At 66.7% G+C, this 16,337-nt stretch carries 14 protein-coding genes; 6 read left to right on the top strand and 8 right to left on the bottom strand.

What is annotated here, in order from left to right:
• Positions 1 to 35: 35 nt before the first annotated feature.
• A complete protein-coding gene (cobS, locus tag GLR48_RS00970) occupies positions 36 to 803 on the bottom strand; it encodes an adenosylcobinamide-GDP ribazoletransferase (protein ID WP_237057909.1) in 768 nt (255 codons plus the stop codon).
• A gap of 80 nt (positions 804 to 883) precedes the next feature.
• Here cobS and cobT point away from each other — a divergent pair, with 80 nt between their 5' ends.
• On the top strand, positions 884 to 1,897 hold the full coding sequence (cobT, locus tag GLR48_RS00965; RefSeq protein ID WP_237057907.1) for a nicotinate-nucleotide--dimethylbenzimidazole phosphoribosyltransferase: 1,014 nt from the start codon (positions 884 to 886) through the stop codon (positions 1,895 to 1,897).
• On the opposite strand, the gene GLR48_RS00960 is transcribed toward cobT, so the two are convergent.
• On the bottom strand, positions 1,894 to 3,813 hold the full coding sequence (locus tag GLR48_RS00960) for a monovalent cation:proton antiporter-2 (CPA2) family protein (protein WP_237057905.1): 1,920 nt from the start codon (positions 3,811 to 3,813) through the stop codon (positions 1,894 to 1,896). The genes cobT and GLR48_RS00960 overlap by 4 nt on opposite strands.
• A gap of 87 nt (positions 3,814 to 3,900) precedes the next feature.
• Entirely contained in the window at positions 3,901 to 6,744 is a 2,844-nt protein-coding gene (locus GLR48_RS00955; protein ID WP_237057903.1) for a hypothetical protein, read from the bottom strand.
• A gap of 146 nt (positions 6,745 to 6,890) precedes the next feature.
• Here GLR48_RS00955 and GLR48_RS00950 point away from each other — a divergent pair, with 146 nt between their 5' ends.
• Positions 6,891 to 7,589, top strand: coding sequence for an SIMPL domain-containing protein (locus GLR48_RS00950; RefSeq protein ID WP_237057901.1), 699 nt, complete (start codon positions 6,891 to 6,893; stop codon positions 7,587 to 7,589).
• 42 nt (positions 7,590 to 7,631) lie between these two features.
• Here GLR48_RS00950 and GLR48_RS00945 read toward each other — a convergent pair whose 3' ends face one another.
• Complete coding sequence (locus GLR48_RS00945) at positions 7,632 to 8,924, bottom strand: O-acetylhomoserine aminocarboxypropyltransferase/cysteine synthase family protein (protein WP_237057899.1); 1,293 nt, start codon at positions 8,922 to 8,924, stop codon at positions 7,632 to 7,634.
• A gap of 78 nt (positions 8,925 to 9,002) precedes the next feature.
• Here GLR48_RS00945 and GLR48_RS00940 point away from each other — a divergent pair, with 78 nt between their 5' ends.
• Entirely contained in the window at positions 9,003 to 9,416 is a 414-nt protein-coding gene (locus GLR48_RS00940; RefSeq protein WP_237057897.1) for a VOC family protein, read from the top strand.
• Between the two features lie 87 nt (positions 9,417 to 9,503).
• Here the strand turns inward: GLR48_RS00940 and GLR48_RS00935 are convergent, their stop codons facing one another.
• The 4 genes from GLR48_RS00935 to GLR48_RS00920 form a co-directional block, all read right to left on the bottom strand.
• Entirely contained in the window at positions 9,504 to 10,505 is a 1,002-nt protein-coding gene (locus GLR48_RS00935; protein ID WP_237057894.1) for a hypothetical protein, read from the bottom strand.
• 112 nt (positions 10,506 to 10,617) lie between these two features.
• Entirely contained in the window at positions 10,618 to 11,130 is a 513-nt protein-coding gene (locus GLR48_RS00930) for a gluconokinase (RefSeq protein ID WP_237057892.1), read from the bottom strand.
• Positions 11,127 to 11,894 (bottom strand): SDR family oxidoreductase, encoded by a 768-nt coding sequence (locus GLR48_RS00925; RefSeq protein ID WP_237057890.1) that lies wholly within the window; start codon positions 11,892 to 11,894, stop codon positions 11,127 to 11,129. Before GLR48_RS00925 ends, GLR48_RS00930 begins: the two co-directional genes overlap by 4 nt.
• Complete coding sequence (locus GLR48_RS00920; RefSeq protein WP_237057888.1) at positions 11,891 to 12,796, bottom strand: NAD(P)-dependent oxidoreductase; 906 nt, start codon at positions 12,794 to 12,796, stop codon at positions 11,891 to 11,893. Before GLR48_RS00920 ends, GLR48_RS00925 begins: the two co-directional genes overlap by 4 nt.
• 348 nt (positions 12,797 to 13,144) lie before the next feature.
• On the opposite strand from GLR48_RS00920, the gene fnrL reads away from it, so the two are divergent.
• The 3 genes from fnrL to ccoO all read left to right on the top strand — a co-directional run bounded on the left by fnrL (position 13,145) and on the right by ccoO (position 16,335).
• Entirely contained in the window at positions 13,145 to 13,867 is a 723-nt protein-coding gene (gene fnrL, locus GLR48_RS00915; RefSeq protein ID WP_237057886.1) for a transcriptional regulator FnrL, read from the top strand.
• A 120-nt stretch (positions 13,868 to 13,987) separates the two neighbouring features.
• Positions 13,988 to 15,598, top strand: a complete 1,611-nt coding sequence (gene ccoN / locus GLR48_RS00910) for a cytochrome-c oxidase, cbb3-type subunit I (protein ID WP_237057884.1) — start codon at positions 13,988 to 13,990, stop codon at positions 15,596 to 15,598.
• Positions 15,599 to 15,609: 11 nt separating this feature from the next.
• Positions 15,610 to 16,335 carry a cytochrome-c oxidase, cbb3-type subunit II gene (gene ccoO, locus GLR48_RS00905; RefSeq protein ID WP_237057882.1) on the top strand — a complete coding sequence of 242 codons (726 nt, stop codon included), beginning with the start codon at positions 15,610 to 15,612 and terminating at the stop codon, positions 16,333 to 16,335.
• The last annotated feature ends 2 nt before the right edge of the window (positions 16,336 to 16,337 follow it).

The raw sequence follows: 16,337 nt of genomic DNA, 5'->3' as shown, positions 1-16,337 counted from the left end.
CCCCGAAGTATTTTCGACCAGAAGAAAGGGGTCTGTCAGATGAGCGCTGCGAGGGTCAGCAGCGTCGTGATCTCTGCGATCTGCTGGGCAGCGCCAAGGATGTCGCCGGTCTGGCCGCCGATCTTGGCCCGGGCCATCTGGGCCCAGAGTGTCGTGGTGAGGGTGATCGCAAGAATGACGGGCACGGCCGCGAGGCCGAGGCCCGCCGCGGCAATACAGGCCGACAGCACGATGGCCAGCGCGAGGGTGCCGCCACCGGGGCGGCCGACGCTGCGGCCCAGCCCGCCGTCGCGCGCGGGCGGCAACGCGCGGGCGAGGGCCACCATCGGCACGCGGCTGATCGCACCTGTTGCGAGTGCCACGGCCCAGAGCGGCTGGTGGGCTGCAAGAAGCAGCGCCCAGAGCTGCCACCGCAGCAGCAGGGCGAGGCCGAGGGCCAGCACGCCGTAGGTGCCGATCTGGCTGTCTTTCATGATGGCGAGGCGGCGGGCGCTGTCCCAGCCGCCCCAGAGGCCGTCGGCGCTGTCGGCCAACCCGTCTTCGTGCATGGCACCGGTCACGGCGATCTGGGTCGCGATCAGGATCAGCGCCGCGATGGCGGGCGGCAGGCCGGTCCAGAGGACGAGGCTTGCCATAAGGGCAGCCAGCGCGTTGACGCAGACACCCGCCAGCGGCCAGGCCCAGGCGGCGCGGGCGCCGCGCGCGACGGCGCGGGCGGTATCGACGCGTATCGGCAGGCGCGTCAGCAGCCCGAGCGATGCGGCAAGGTCGGCGGGCACCGCGAGGGCTTTGTCATCGGGCACGACGGACGGTCCTGTGCAGGGGTTTTCATTTTGCTTCTTCTGGTTAGACATGACGCGACAGAACCGCAACGAGGACCATGATGACCGCGCCTTTTACCAGCCTGCCCACATTTCGTGAGACTTTGGCGGCGGCCGCCGGACCGGACGGCGCGGCAGGTGCCGCGGCTGCCGCGCGCAACGGCCAGTTGACGAAGCCGCAGGGCTCGCTTGGGCGGCTGGAGGATCTGGCGGTCTGGATCGCGGGCTGGCAAGGGTCGGACCGGCCCCGCATCACCGCGCCACAGATCGTCATCTTTGCGGGCAATCACGGGGTCTGCGCGCAGGGGATTTCGGCATTTCCGGCCGAGGTGACGGCGCAGATGGTCGGCAACTTTCAGGCGGGGGGCGCGGCCATCAACCAGCTGGCACAGACCTGCGGCGCGCGGCTGGACGTGGTGCCGCTGGATCTGGACCGGCCGACGCAGGATTTCACGCAAGGGCCTGCGATGACCGAGGCCGAGGTCGTGTCCGCCCTGACTGCCGGCTGGGATGCGGTCCAGCCCGACACCGACCTGCTGGTGGTGGGCGAAATGGGGATCGGCAACACGACGGCGGCGGCGGCCATGGCGCTGGCCCTGTTCGGCGGAGAGGCCGCCGACTGGACCGGGCGCGGCACCGGCGTCGACGATGCGGGGCTGGCGCGCAAGACGGATGCGGTGACGCGCGGCGTGGCGCTGCATGGGGAAGCGACGGATCCGCTGGAGGTCCTGCGCTGTCTCGGCGGGCGCGAGATCGCGGCGATGGCCGGGGCCATGGCACGGGCGCGGGTCGACGGCATTCCGGTGATCCTTGACGGGTTCATTTGCTGTGCCGCCGCCGCCGTGCTGGCGCAGGCCGTGCCGGGGTCGCTGGATCATTCGGTGGCCGGTCACCAGAGCGCCGAGGCCGCCCACGCACGGTTGCTGACGGCACTGGACAAGGCGCCGCTGCTGTCGCTGGGTCTGCGTCTTGGCGAAGGATCGGGGGCCGCACTGGCGATCGGCATCGTGCAGGCCGCAGTCAATTGCCAGTCCGGCATGATGACCTTTGCCGAGGCGGCGGTCAGCGCGGGCTAGCGGCTGTTGTTCGAGGTATCGCCGGGGCGGCGGGGTAGCAGGCGTTCCTTCTCCTCCTCCTCGCGGTTCTGGACGCGCGATGCGAGGGCGGTTTCAAGGTCGTTGTCCAATTGTCGCGCGCGGGCGACATAGGCCGGGTTGTCGGCCACGGCGACGCCGGGCTTCCACAGCTCGGCCAGTTCGCGCACCATGTCGCGGTCGGAGTGGTAGAACATGGTCTCGGCCTCTGCCGCCTCGAAATCGGTCAGCCCGAGATTTTCCAGGGCATAGCGGCCGGCGCGGAGCGAGCTGTCGAACATCTCGCGGACAATGTCGTCGGCGCCGGCGGCGTAGAGTTCGTAGACATGCACCCGGTCGCGGGCGCGGGCGATGATGTGGATGTCCGGGCGCACCTTGCGCACGTAAGCCACGAGCCGCGTGGCGGTGTCTTTGTCGTCGAGGGCCACCATCATGACGCGCGCATCGTCGATGCCCGCGGCGGCCAGCAGGTCGGGCCGGGTGGGATCGCCAAAGAAGCCGCGATAGCCGAAGCGGCGCATCATCTGCACGGCGGACAGGTCGTTGTCGATGACGACGGTGGAAAAGCCCGCCGACTGGATCAGGCGGTTGGCCATCTGGCCGAAGCGGCCGATGCCTGCGATGATGACGGCGCCCTGTTCGTCGACCTCGTCGTGTTCGTGATCCTCCGCCTCGTCCATGCGGTGGGTCAGCCAGTCGAAGCCGATGAACAGCAAGGGCGTGATCAGCATGGTCAGCGCAATCACCAGCAGCAGCATCTCTGACAGGCTGCCCGGCAGCACGCCTTGCTGTGACGAAAACGAGATCAGCACGAAGCCGAATTCGCCGGCCTGCGCGAGGCCGAGGGTAAAGAGCCAGCGGTCCTTGCCCTTCATCTTGAAGAGGAGCGACAGGGCGAAGAGCACCGCACCCTTGATGATGATGATGCCGACGACATAGGACGCCACCCGCACCGGCTGGGCGGCCAGCAGGGCAAAGTTGATCCCGGCGCCCACCGTGATGAAGAAGAGGCCCAGCAACAGGCCCTTGAAGGGTTCGAGGTCGCTTTCCAGCTCGTGCCGGAATTCGGAGTTCGCCAGTACGACGCCTGCAAGGAACGTGCCAAGCGCGGGCGACAGGCCGACCATCCCCATCAGCACGGCAATCGCGACCACCATCAGCAGGGCAAGGGCGGTGTACATTTCCCGCAGCTTGGCCTGATGGATATAGCGGAATACCGGTCGTGTCAGGTAGACGCCCGCCAGAACCACGGCGGCAACGGCCCCGATGGTGACCAGCGTGACGCCCCAGCCGGGCAACCCGTCGACCAGCGACAGGGCGGTATGGCCGTCGTCGAGGCTCGTGCGCTGCAAGGATCCGTCCGGGGCGATGGTCAGGCGGTTGCCGGCAACGGCAAGCAGCGGCAACAGGGCCAGCATCGGAATGACCGCGATATCCTGCGTCAGCAGGACCGAGAAGATGGATCGCCCGCCGCTGGTCTGCATCAACCCCTTTTCCGATAGGGTCTGCAACACGATGGCGGTGGACGACAGGGCCATGATCAGACCGATCGCCAGCGAGGTCTGCAGCGTGTAGCCCAACGCCATGCCCGCACCGGTCACGATGGCGGTGGTCAGCACGATCTGCAGCCCGCCAAGCCCGATCAGCCGGTCACGCATGTCCCACAGGGCGCGCGGCTCCAGCTCCAGCCCGATCAGGAACAGCATCATCACGACACCGAATTCCGCGAAATGCTGGATGTCCTTTGCCTCTGTCCCGACCAGACCGGTCAGCGGGCCGATGACGATGCCGGCCGCAAGATAGCCCAGCACCGACCCCAGTCCCAGACGCGCAGCAAAGGGCACCGCGATGACAGCGGCGCCCAGATAGATCGTGGCTTGCAGCAGAAAGGTTTCCATTACCACTCTATCGCAACGTGGCCTGCTTTACGCAATGGCACGGCGATCACGGATGGTTTCCGAACCGACATGAGGCGGCGGTGCGGGTCAGCCCGGAAGGGTCAGGGCATAGGTCTTGCCGCGCTTGACGAAATTCAGCGCAGTGTCGCCGATCGCAGTGACCTGACCGCCGTCGAGGCGGCTGCCCACCTCGACCTTGACGTAGCGACCGTTGCCAAGACGCACGAGGGCGCGGCGGGCGTTCGGTTTGCCGTAGACGCCGACGAGGTTCATCTGCCGCATGTTCATCGCCTTGTCGATGGTGGCGGCGCGGGCGACGCCTCCGGGGACATTGCCGCTGGGGGCGACGATGGTCGGCGGGGAAGGCGTGGCGGCGACGGCCGCGGTGCGCGTCGGCGCGGCAGGAGCGGCGACGGCTGGCGGCGGAGCGACGGTCCGCGTCCGGGCAACGACCTGGGCAAAGTTGCGCGGACGCGGGGCCGGGCGGGGAATGATGCTGACCGCAAGAGCGGTCCGGTTCGTGAAGCTGGACCGGGGTGCGGCGGCGGCAATGGCAGCGGCGACGGCAGAAATGTCGGCGACCGGGGTCGGTGCGACCTCTTCGGGCGTCGTCTCTTGCGTGGCGGGGGGTGCAATGCCGGCGGGGCGCAGCACCGGGCGGGTCCCGGTGTAGGCGGCGATGGCGACGGCGGCCGGCGGGATAAGGCTCGCAGGCCGCAGCTTGGGGCGTGTGCCGGTATAGGGCGGCAGCGGGGCAGCGTTCGCCGCAGCGCTTGTCGCCGGGGCCGCGGATTGCGGGCGCAGCACGGGGCGGATCGGCGGGGCTGCAGTGGCCGCCTGCGCCGGTATGGCTGTCGCTGCCAGACCGGCGGGTCGTGCGACCGGTGCGACAGGCGGTGTCACGGCCGCAGCGGGAGGTGCATTCGGCGTGCCGGGCCGGATCACCGGGCGCAGGTCCGGAGCGCCGGCAAAGACCACGGCGCCTTGTGGCGTGACCGTGCCCTCCGGCGTCGCAAGGATATTGCCGCGTGCGTCACGCTCGAACGTATCATTCGGGCCGGGCGGGATCGGCTGTGCCGCGATCAGGGCGTCGGGCTCTGCCGCAGCCAGGGTCGGCATCAGCGGTTGCGGCACGACCGGCGGTGCGGCCACCACGGCGATCGGTCCGACCCCTTCCAGCGTGGCGCTGCGCGGTGTCACCGCGATGCGCGGGGCGCGCTGATAGACGCCGGTCGCGGCATAGATGCGGTTCGCCTCGTCCGGGGTCAGCACCCGACCGGCAGGCGCGCGCGCTGCGCTGACGGGTTGCACCTCGGTCACGGTGGGTTGGTCTGCGACAGTGGCCGGTGCCACCGCAGCTGTGATCACGGGTTCTGCCACTGGGGCAGCATCCGTTACGGCGGGCTGCGGGCTGGCGGCCGCAGCTATCTGCACCGCGTCAGAGGGTATGAGGTCCGATGCGGCAACCGCGTCGTCGGTGGCCGATCCCCGGAACCAGCCCGCAATGCCGCCCGGCGGCAGGGTAGAGGCCCAAAGGCCGATCAGCAGCAGGACGACCAGCAGGATCGCCGTCAGGATCAGGCCCAGGAACCGGGGTTTGCCGCGGGGGGTGCTTAAGGCCGGGGGCACTGTCGTGGGACTGGCCGCCGGGATCCGCGTCTTGCGGTCTGCGGCGACCATCGGGGCGACGTCCGGCACGCGGGCAGTCGGGGCGGGGGAAACCGGAGCGGGGGTCTGCGGCGGTGCCGCCGCAGCGGTCAGGGCCGACACCGGCGCATCGCTTTGCGTGGTGGCCCGCAGGGCCGGGGTCGCGGCCGCGCGCGCCTTGCCGACCAGTGGCGGCGGCGGTTCCTTGCGGCGGGTGAACGACGGCTCTGTGTCCGGCGCGGGGACGGATCGCGCTTCCGGCGTGCCGGCCACCGCCGGGGCGGAGGTGCGAGAGGGCACATCCGGTGTGATGCGTTGTTTCCGGTCAAGTGCCGCGGGTGTTGCTGCGGGGTTGGTCGCGATCCCGCCTTGACCGCCAGAGGGCATGCCGGCGCCTGCCACGCGGGCTCTGACCGCCGTTATTGTGGGCGCAGCCTGCTGGCTGGCCGTTTCGGCCTTGTCCATCGCCTCGCGCAGTCTTGCGGGCGCAACGCAGCCGGGCAGGGCTGCCGCTGCCATGGCGGTGTCCGGCTTCGCACCCTGTGCCGCGCCCTTCAGCGCCGGGGCAGCGACCTTGCTCCGAGAGGCAAAGACGGGTGTGTCGTCTTTGCGCGGTACCTCTGCCGCATCACCGTCGGGCGCTTTGGCCACGGGGCCGGCCATGGCCACCGGCGCGGCTTCGGTCTGTGGTTCCACCTCTGGCGGGGTCGCATCCGCCGTCGCAGACGCATTGCGAGCCTCCGGCCTCTTCGCGGGTTCAGCCGGAAGGCGTACCGTGCCGGTCTGCCGGACGGGCCGGTCGTCCCGCACGGCCCCGGACTCGCCCAAGGCAGTCAGAAAGACTTCGGTCGCAAAGGTGCCCGGTTCCGGCACGGCGACGCAGGCCACGGGATCAAAGCCGTGCTCCCGGGCAAAGGTCTCGGCCTCGTCCAGCGTCTCGCGCGCGACCGCGGCGATATGGGTCTGGCCGCCGTTGCGGGTGAAATCGATCACGAGTTCGTCAAGCGTATAGGGCGTCGTGCCTTCAAGGGCCGTTTCGACGTCGGACTGGCTGGCCTGATCCGTGTCCAGCGACATGAACCGGATCTGGTCGCCGGGGATCACCAGCTTAGTCCGCAAGCCATCCGGCGCGATCCGCACGGCGGTCCGCCGCAGGTCGGCAAGTGCTGCTTTCAGGTCTGGGACGTCCAGCGGGACCTCGCCCACAAGGTGCCAGCCATCTGGCACCCGCTGCAGCAAGGCGATACCGTCGAACGAGAGCGAGAGAGCAAAATTGGGTATCATCGAATGGCCATCTGTCCCTGCGCTGCGCGGGAAACATCCTGTTTCCCATTGCAGCAGGCTAGCGCAGAATCCTGCGGGGGCCAAGGCGTTCGCAATCCCGGTGGCGTGTGCTCGCCTGTTTTCAACAGACCAGAGAGATCGACACCATGAGACCCCAGATACCAGCAGCCCTGCTTCTATGCGCCCTTGCGGCCCCTGTTGCGGCACAGGAAGCGACCACTGACGCCGCATTGACCGTCAGCGGGACCGGCGAAGTCGCCGTTGCCCCGGACATGGCCCGCATCTCTCTGGGCGTGCTGGCGCAGGCCGATACGGCTGCGGACGCCGTGCGCGCGATGAGCGCCGACATGGAAAAGGTGATGGCCAGCCTGACGGCTGCGGGTATCAGCGCCGACGACGTTCAGACCAGTGGCCTGCGGGTCGATGTGCAGCAAACCTACGACGAGGCGACCCAGTCGTCGCGTGTGACGGGCTATACCGCCGTCACTGACGTCAATGTGAACGTGATGGATCTGTCGACGCTGGGTCAGACCCTTGATGCGGTCGTGCAGGAAGGCGCCAACCAGATGAACGGCCTGACCTTCGATCTGAAGGATCGCAAGCCCGCGCTGGACGAGGCCCGCCGCGCGGCGGTGGCCGACGCGATGGACAAGGCGCAGCTTTACGCGCAGGCCGCCGCCGTGACACTGGGTCCGATCACGATGCTGACCGAAGGCGGCAACACCGGCGGCGCGCCGCAGCCGATGATGCGCATGGCGATGGACAGCGTCGAAAAGGTGCCGGTCGCGGCCGGTCAGATCACGATCAATGCAGATGTGACCATCACCTACGGCCTGACCGACTGATCCGGGTCTGCGGGGCGGGTCAGCGACACGCCCCGCAACAGATCAGGCGACGGCCTTGGCCAGCGCCTGATCCAGATCGGCGATCAGGTCGTCGGCATCCTCGATCCCGATGCTGACGCGTACGATTTCCGGTGCCGCCCCCGCTGCGCGCTGCTGGTTTTCCTGCAACTGCCGGTGCGTGGTCGAGGCGGGGTGGATGATCAGACTGCGCGTGTCGCCAAGGTTGGCCACGTGGCTGAAGATCTCCAGCCCGTCGATCAGCTTCATGCAGGCGGCATAGCCACCCTTCACCGCAAATGTGAACAGGCCACCCGCCCCCTTGGGGCAGACGGTCTTGACCCGGTCGTAGTACTTGCTGCTTTCCAGCCCGGCATAGGTGACGAAGTCGATGCGATCGTCCGCCTCCAGCCACTTGGCGATCTTCACGGCGTTTTCCACGTGGCGCGCCATGCGCAGCGACAGCGTCTCGATCCCCATCAGGGTGTAATGCGCACCCTGCGGATTCATCGTCATGCCCAGATCGCGCAACCCGATGGCGATACCGTGAAAGGTGAAGGCGAGCGGGCCGAAGGTCTCTGCGAATTTCAAGCCGTGATAGGCGGGCTCCGGCTCGCTCAGGGACGGGAACTTGCCCGACGCGGCCCAGTCGAACTTGCCCGAATCGACGACGCAGCCGCCCGTGACGGTGCCGTTGCCGGTCAGGTATTTCGTCGTCGAATGGACGACCAGCGTCGCCCCATGCTCGATCGGGCGGCACAGGTACGGGGTTGCCGTCGTGTTGTCGATGATCAGCGGAATGCCTGCCGCATCGGCGATATCGGCAATCGCGCGCACGTCCATGATATAGCCGCCGGGATTGGCGATCGCCTCCCCAAAGATCGCCTGCGTGTCGTCCGTGATAGCGGCCTTCACCGCCTCCAGATCGTCGAAGTCCACGAAGGTCGCTGACCAGCCAAAGCGCTTAATCGTCTGGGTGAACTGCGTGACCGTCCCGCCATAGAGCCGGGTCGAGGCCACGATGTTCTTGCCCGGCGCCATCAGCGGGAACAGCGCCATCAGTTGTGCCGCGTGACCCGACGAACAGCAGACAGCATCCGCGCCGCCTTCCAGCGTGGCGATGCGTTCCTGCAACGCAGCCACGGTGGGGTTGGTCAGCCGCGAATAGATGTAGCCGACCTCCTGCAGGTTGAAGAGCGCTGCCGCATGGTCCGCATCGCGGAACACATAGGCGGTCGTCTGATAGATCGGGACCTGCCGCGCGCCGGTCGCGGGATCGGGCCGCGCCCCCGCGTGGATCTGAAGTGTGTCGAAGCCGTAGCTGGGGCCGTCGGTCATGTGTCTCTCTCCCTTTGAAAAGCCGCCTGAACGGTTTAGGTCTTTCCGGACCGCCACTCAACGCCCAAGGACCGCGCCATGCCACACCCCTTCCATTTCGCCTATCACGTCACCGATCTGGACGTGGCGCGGGAATTCTACACCGGCGCACTCGGCGCCACCGAAGGGCGCTCGACCGACACTTGGGTCGATTTCGACTTCTTCGGTCACCAGCTCTCGCTGCATCTGGGCGAACCCTTCGCAAACGCGCCGACGGGCAAGGTCGGCGATCACATGGTGCCGATGCCGCACTTCGGCGTCGTCCTCCCGCTGGAAGACTGGACCGTCCTCGCGGGCCGGTTGGAAGAGCGTCAGACCGATTTCATTCTCGCCCCTTCCGTCCGGTTCAAGGGCGAGCCGGGCGAGCAATGGACGATGTTCTTCCGCGACCCTTCTGGCAATCCGATCGAGATCAAGGGCTTCGCCGACGACGCCGCGATCTTCGCGCACTGACGCCGGCCGCCCCGTCTTCTTCTGGTCAGAAATACTTCGGGGTCCGGGGCAGAGCCCCGCAGCGACGCCAGCCCCGAGGCGCGCACCTTACCGGGTCCAGAACCCCGCCGACTTAATCTGGTTGCGGATCTGGCTTTCCTTGGGCGGCAGGTCGTTGCGGTCGAACATCGCCCGCACCTTCTGCCCGCGCCCCTGATAGATCATCCGCTTGAAGGCATCATGGCCCTTCAGGTGCTTCTTGATCTTGTTGGGGGCCGTCACCGTCTCCATGACCTGCACCGCGTGATCGCTTTCGCGGGCATAGAACAGCGGCAGCACCCGGTAATGGCAGGTCACATCGCCGTCCAGTCCCGACAGGTCCGGTCCGGGCCGCCCGCCGCCCAGCGCATGAATCACCAGCGGCAGCACGATCTGGTCCAGCCAGGGGTCCAGCGACTGGATCACCAGTGCCTCCGGCGTGTCGTCGCGCACGGACAGGGCGTAGTCCAGAAACAGCCGGTGAAACGCGACCGGATCGGCACCAAAGAACCAGCCGGCGTTGAAGTAAAGGTAGCGCTGCCAGTATTCGTCCGGGTGCGACAGATCGAGGCTGCTGGCGAAATCCAGTCCGAACCGGTCGTAAAGCGCCTTCCAGATCGCGGTATATCCCGGCCAGTACAACTCTTCCTGTGGCCACGTCCCCTCGCGTTTCATCGAGGCGGCGGGGCGGTCGAGATCGAACGGCACCTTGGAAAGATCACCCGTCACCAGCGTATCGGTGTCGAAAAACACAAAGGGCTCGCCCGCGGGCAACACCGTCAGCCCCTCGATCTTGTTGCCGTAGGGATAGCCGCTGCCGAAGGCGGTCGACATGAAGGGGCGGACCTGTGCACCCAATTCTGTCAGTGCGTCACGGAAAGCCGCATCCATCCGCGGGTCCTCATCCCAAAGGGGGCCGGGCTGAGGTTCGGCGACAAAGACCTTGCCAGCGAAATCCGGGGACATTTCGCGCAAGGATGCCATGAACAGCAAGGCCTCGTGCTGAAGGCGGCCACCCTGACCGACGATCATGATGTTGAAGGCCGCATTACCGGCCTGCGCCTGTGTCATGATCCGTCGTCCCGTTTAAACTTCACCCGAGTCTAACCAACAGCGCGTGGGCTGACCAGAACCGATCTGGCAACGCTGTGTTGATGCCCTTACCTTGCGTCGCGCCGAGACGTCACTGAGACTTTTCCAGAGGGTCCGTAAACCGAATCGTCGTCAGAAACCGGGTCACGATCATGTCGACCGGCTGGTCGATCGACACGATGACGGCATCCTCGTCCGAACCGGGTCGTTCCAGTGTGGCAAGCTGGCTGTCCAGCAGTGACAGCGGCATGAAATGGCGGTGGCGGTGCGCCATGCGGTCGGCCAGAACCTCTCGGGTGCCGTCCAGATGCAGAAAGGTGACCGGTTGTCGCGCCTGCCGCACGATCAGGTCACGATAGCTGCGTTTGAGGGCTGAACAGGCGATGACGATCCCACCGGGCCGCAAACGATCCCCGACAGAGGCGAGCCATGGCCAGCGGTCGTCATCGGTCAGCGCAGCACCCCGGGCCATCTTGGCGATATTGGCCGGCGGGTGCAGCGCGTCACCGTCCACATAGGTGGCGCCGGTCCGCTGGGCCAAGGCGGCAGCGACCGTGCTCTTGCCGCAGCCAGAGACGCCCATGACCACGCATCGCAAGTTCACAGCGAGACCGTGATGCCGCCGTCGACAAAGACGGTCGTGCCGTTGACGAAGGACGATGCCGCCGACGACAGGAAGATCGCGGCGCCGACCAGTTCCTCGACCTGGCCCCAGCGGCCCGCGGGCGTGCGTTTCGTCAGCCAGTCGTTGAAGGAGGGATCGTCCATCAACGCGCGGTTCAGCGGTGTTTCAAAATATCCCGGCGCGATGGCGTTGCATTGCAGGCCGTGGCGCGCCCAGTCGGTCGCCATGCCCTTGGTCAGGTTGGCCACGGCCCCCTTGGTCGCCGTATAGGGGGCGATGCCGGGGCGGGCGAGGGCGGTCTGCACGCTGGCGATATTGACGATCTTGCCCGCCCCGCGCGCGATCATGTGCCGCGCCACCGCCTGACCCACGTGAAAGACCGATGCGACATTGGTCTGCAACAGACGCTCGAAGGCGTCGGCGGGGAAATCCTCCAGCGGGGCGCGGTATTGCATGCCCGCGTTGTTGATCAGGACGTCGATGGCACCTGTCTCGGCCTCGAACCCGTCGATGGCGCTGCGCACCGCGTCGTGGTTCGTCACGTCAAAGGACAACGTGTCCACGACGGCGCCCGTCGCGCGCAGGGTGGCCGCGGCTGCGGCGAGCGTGGTCGCATTGCGCCCGTTCAGCACCACGGCGGCGCCGGCGTCGGCCAGCCCCTTTGCCAATGCGGCCCCGATCCCCTGCGACGATCCTGTGATCAGCACCCGCTTGCCCGTCAGATCGAAAAGTGTCGTGCTCATGCGTCGTCCTTTCGCGCAGTTCTGTCGTTCAGACCTTCGAGGTGCAGCAAAATCCCGCTGTGGTCGGTGTCGCCATGCCCCTGACCGACGAAGTCCCGAAAGGCCGCGTGCACCGCTTCGGTCAGCGGCAGCGTCAGGTCGGCGCTGCCAGAGAGGGCTGCGACGGCATCCAGGTCCTTGAGGTGCAGGCGGGACGGACCGCCGGGGGCAAAGTCGCGGGCGATCATGCGCCCGCCGTGCAGATCAAGGATGCGGCTTTCGGCAAAGCCGCCGCGGATCGCGTCGCGGAACTTGCCGCGGTCGGCGCCACCGGCCTGCACGAGGATCATCGCCTCGGCCACGGCGGCGATGGTGATGGCGACGATCTGCTGGTTCGCCAGCTTGCAGACCTGTCCGGCCCCGGGCGGCCCCACGTGGGTCAATCGGCCGAGTGCGGCCATGACCGGAGCGATCCGGTCGATCACGGTGGCATCGCCACCGGCCATCAGCGCCAGCGTGCCCGCCTCCGCGCCAGCGACGCCGCCCGAGACGGGGCAGTCGACATGGGCAATGTGCATGTCTTCCAGCCGCTGGGCGTGATCCCGCGCCAGGGGCGGCGCGATCGAGGAGGTATCGATGACGACCGCACCGGCGGTCATGGCCGCGGCAGCACCCTGCGCGAACAACACATCCGCCACGGCGGCCCCGTCCGACAGCATGGTGAACACGATCTCTGCACCGGCTGCGGCCTCTGCCGGGGTGGCTGCGACACGGGCCCCGTCATCGGCGAGCGCCCGCGTCTTTTCGGCCGAGCGGTTCCAGACCGTCACGCTATGGCCGGCCGCCAGCAGACGGCGCACCATCGGCGCGCCCATCAGGCCCGTGCCAAGGAATGCGATCCTGATCGCCGTATCTTCGGTCATGGCCGGTCGTCCCTTCCCCTGATATGGGGGCGGGCGGCCGTTGTCCCGCGCGGCGCGCGTTCTGCCGGGGCACTGGTCGGATGATGCAAGACATGCTCCTCGTCGGATCCGGGGCGGACAGGTTGCCCGTGGTCGGGTGTCACGATTGCCCGGCTGTCTGAAAACTGCAAGGCTAGGCGGGTGCCGCTGACAGCGACGAGCCCGGCGGCAACCCCCCGCGTCCGATCAAGGCGTGCCGGTCGATCTGGGGTCGCCCCGATTCTTTCCGTTCATGGGGTGTCGTCATCGAGGCCGCAAAATGTTAAAAGGGTCCAGATCAGTCGTCTTTGATCGAGATCAGGAACTTTTATGAAAATGGCCGACATGAAGACGTGCAACGCCTGCCCGATCCGGCACAGGGCTGTCTGCGCGCATTGCGACCCGGCCGAATTGCTGCTGCTGGAAGGCATGAAAACCTACCGGACCTATGTCGCGGGCGACACGATCCTGTGGCGTGGAGAGCCGCTGACCTTCGTGGCCTCGCTGGTCGGGGGGGTCGCCAGCCTGTCGCGGACGCTGGAGGACGGACGGACGCAGACCGTGGGCCTGCTGCTGCCGTCGGACTTCATCGGGCGGCCCGGGCGGGCGCAGATCGACTTTGACGTGATCGCCATGACCAACGTCACGCTGTGCTGCTTTGCCAGAGAGCCGTTCGAACGGTTGATCGCTGAGACGCCACACGTCGCCCAGCGCTTGTTGGAACTGGCGCTGGACGAGCTGGATGCGGCGCGCGACTGGATGCTGCTGCTGGGCCGCAAGACCGCGCGCGAAAAGGTCGCGACCTTCGTGTCGATGGTTGTGCGCCGGTCCCGGATCGCCGGACCGGTGGATGCGGATGCCCCGGTCCACCTGCCGATGACGCGGGACCAGATCGCCAACTACCTAGGCCTGACGCTGGAAACCGTCAGTCGCCAGTTCAGCGCGATGAAGAAGGACGGCATCCTCGATGCCTCCGCGCGCAGCCGGATGATCGTCCTCGACCCGTCCCGCCTGAAGGCCGCGACGGGTGACGACGCGGAAGGTGCACTCTGATCGTGATTATCACGCGGTGTTGATCCAGATCAACGTCGTGCCATCCCGGGCCGCGTAACCCCTCGTTGATTGGACCGGCCGTGCCATGCCGCGCGCGCCGCCACGACGAGGGATGCGACAATGAACTACGTGAAGCTGACGCTGCTGGGATGCGTGATCCTGCTGGCGGCGCTGGGGGCCAACTGGGCAAGGGATCTGGCCTATCAGGTCCATGCCGTCCTTGTGATGGGGGTTGCGACATACCTCTTCTGGCGCGTCCTGCGCCAGACGGACGAGGCGTCCGCCCCCGCCGCACCGATGGGTGAATACAACGACGGCGTCATCCGCGCCGGGGTGATCGCCACGGCGTTCTGGGGCATCGCGGGGTTCCTTGTCGGCACCTTCATCGCGTTCCAGCTGGCCTACCCCTCGCTGAACTTCGACTGGGCGCAGCCCTACGCCAACTTTGGCCGGTTGCGGCCGCTGCACACCAGCGCCGTGATCTTTGCCTTCGGTGGCAACGCCCTGATCTGCACGTCCTTCTACGTCGTCCAGCGCACCAGCGCCGTGCGCCTCTGGGGCGGCAAATCCGCGTGGTTCGTGTTCTGGGGCTATCAGCTGTTCATCGTGCTGGCGGCAACCGGCTACCTTTTGGGATCGACCCAATCCAAGGAATACGCGGAACCGGAATGGTATACCGACCTGTGGCTGACGGTCGTCTGGCTGACCTATCTGGCGGTGTTCCTCGGCACCATCGTGCGCCGCAAGGAAAAGCACATCTACGTCGCGAACTGGTTCTACCTCGCCTTCATCGTGACCGTCGCGATGCTGCACGTGGTCAACAACCTCAGCATCCCGGTCAGCATCTGGGGCAGCAAGTCCGTGCAGGTCTTTTCCGGCGTGCAGGATGCGATGACCCAGTGGTGGTATGGCCACAACGCCGTCGGATTCTTCCTGACCGCAGGCTTTCTTGGCATGATGTATTACTTCGTGCCAAAGCAGGCAGAGCGTCCGATCTACAGCTATAAGCTGTCGATCATCCACTTCTGGGCGCTGATCTTCCTCTATATCTGGGCCGGTCCGCACCACCTGCATTACACGGCGCTGCCCGACTGGGCCGCGACGCTGGGCATGGTCTTCTCCATCGTGCTCTGGATGCCAAGCTGGGGCGGCATGATCAACGGTCTGATGACCCTGCAGGGCGCCTGGGACAAGCTGCGCACCGATCCCATCATGCGGATGTTCGTGCTGAGCCTGGGGTTCTACGGCATGTCGACGTTCGAGGGGCCGATGATGTCGATCCGCGCGGTCAACTCGCTGTCGCATTATACCGACTGGACCATCGGCCACGTCCATTCCGGCGCGCTGGGCTGGAACGGCATGATCACCTTCGCCTGCCTTTATTATCTGACGCCACGCCTCTGGGGCCGCACGGAAATGCATTCCGTCCGCGCGATCAGCTGGCACTTCTGGCTCGCGACGCTGGGCATCGTGCTCTACGCCTCGTCCATGTGGGTGTCGGGCATCATGGAAGGCCTGATGTGGCGCGAGGTCGATGACCAGGGGTTCCTCGTCAATGCCTTCGCAGACACCGTCGCCGCGAAATACCCGATGTATGTCGTGCGGTCCCTGGGTGGCGTGATGTTCCTGTCGGGCGCGCTGATCATGGTCTGGAACATGTGGATGACGATCCGCGCCGGGCGTCCCGTCACCACCGCCACACCGGCCCGCTACGCCGTTGCGGCTGAATAAGGATCACGACCATGTCCATTCTCGACAAACACGCGATTCTTGAAAAAAGCCCGACGCTGCTGCTGGCGGCGTCGCTGCTGGTGGTCAGCATCGGCGGCATCGTGGAAATTGCACCGCTCTTCTGGCTGGAAAACACCATCGAGACGGTCGAGGGCGTGCGCCCCTATTCCCCGCTGGAGCTGACGGGCCGCGATATCTATGTCCGCGAAGGCTGCTATGTCTGCCACAGCCAGATGATCCGGCCCATGCGCGACGAGGTGGAGCGGTACGGCCACTATTCCCTGGCCGCCGAGTCCATGTATGACCACCCGTTCCAGTGGGGGTCCAAACGGACCGGCCCGGACCTTGCCCGCGTCGGGGCGCGCTATTCGAACGCATGGCATGTCGATCACCTGAGCGATCCGCAATCGGTCGTGCCCGAAAGCGTCATGCCGCAATACGCCTTTCTGGCCCGCACCCCGATCAGTGGCGAATACGTCGACGACCTGATGAAGACCCACCGTTTCGTCGGTGTCCCCTACACGGACGAGGACATCGCCCGGGCGCATCAGGACTTCCGCGCGCAGGCCGACCCCGAGGCAGATACCGCCGACCTGCTGGCTCGCTATCCCGGCGCCGCCGTCGCCAACTTCGACGGCCAGCCGGGGGTCACCGAGATGGATGCCCTGATTTCATACCTGCAGGTCCTTGGCACGATGGTCGACTTCTCGACCTTCGTGCCGGACCCCAGCCGCTAGGA

Origin of the sequence: Loktanella sp. M215 (genome assembly GCF_021735925.1) — a bacterium.
In the GTDB taxonomy this organism is placed as follows: domain Bacteria; phylum Pseudomonadota; class Alphaproteobacteria; order Rhodobacterales; family Rhodobacteraceae; genus Loktanella.
The sequence above is the reverse complement of the archived record's forward strand: the minus strand, read 5'-3'. Positions and strand labels throughout refer to the sequence as shown.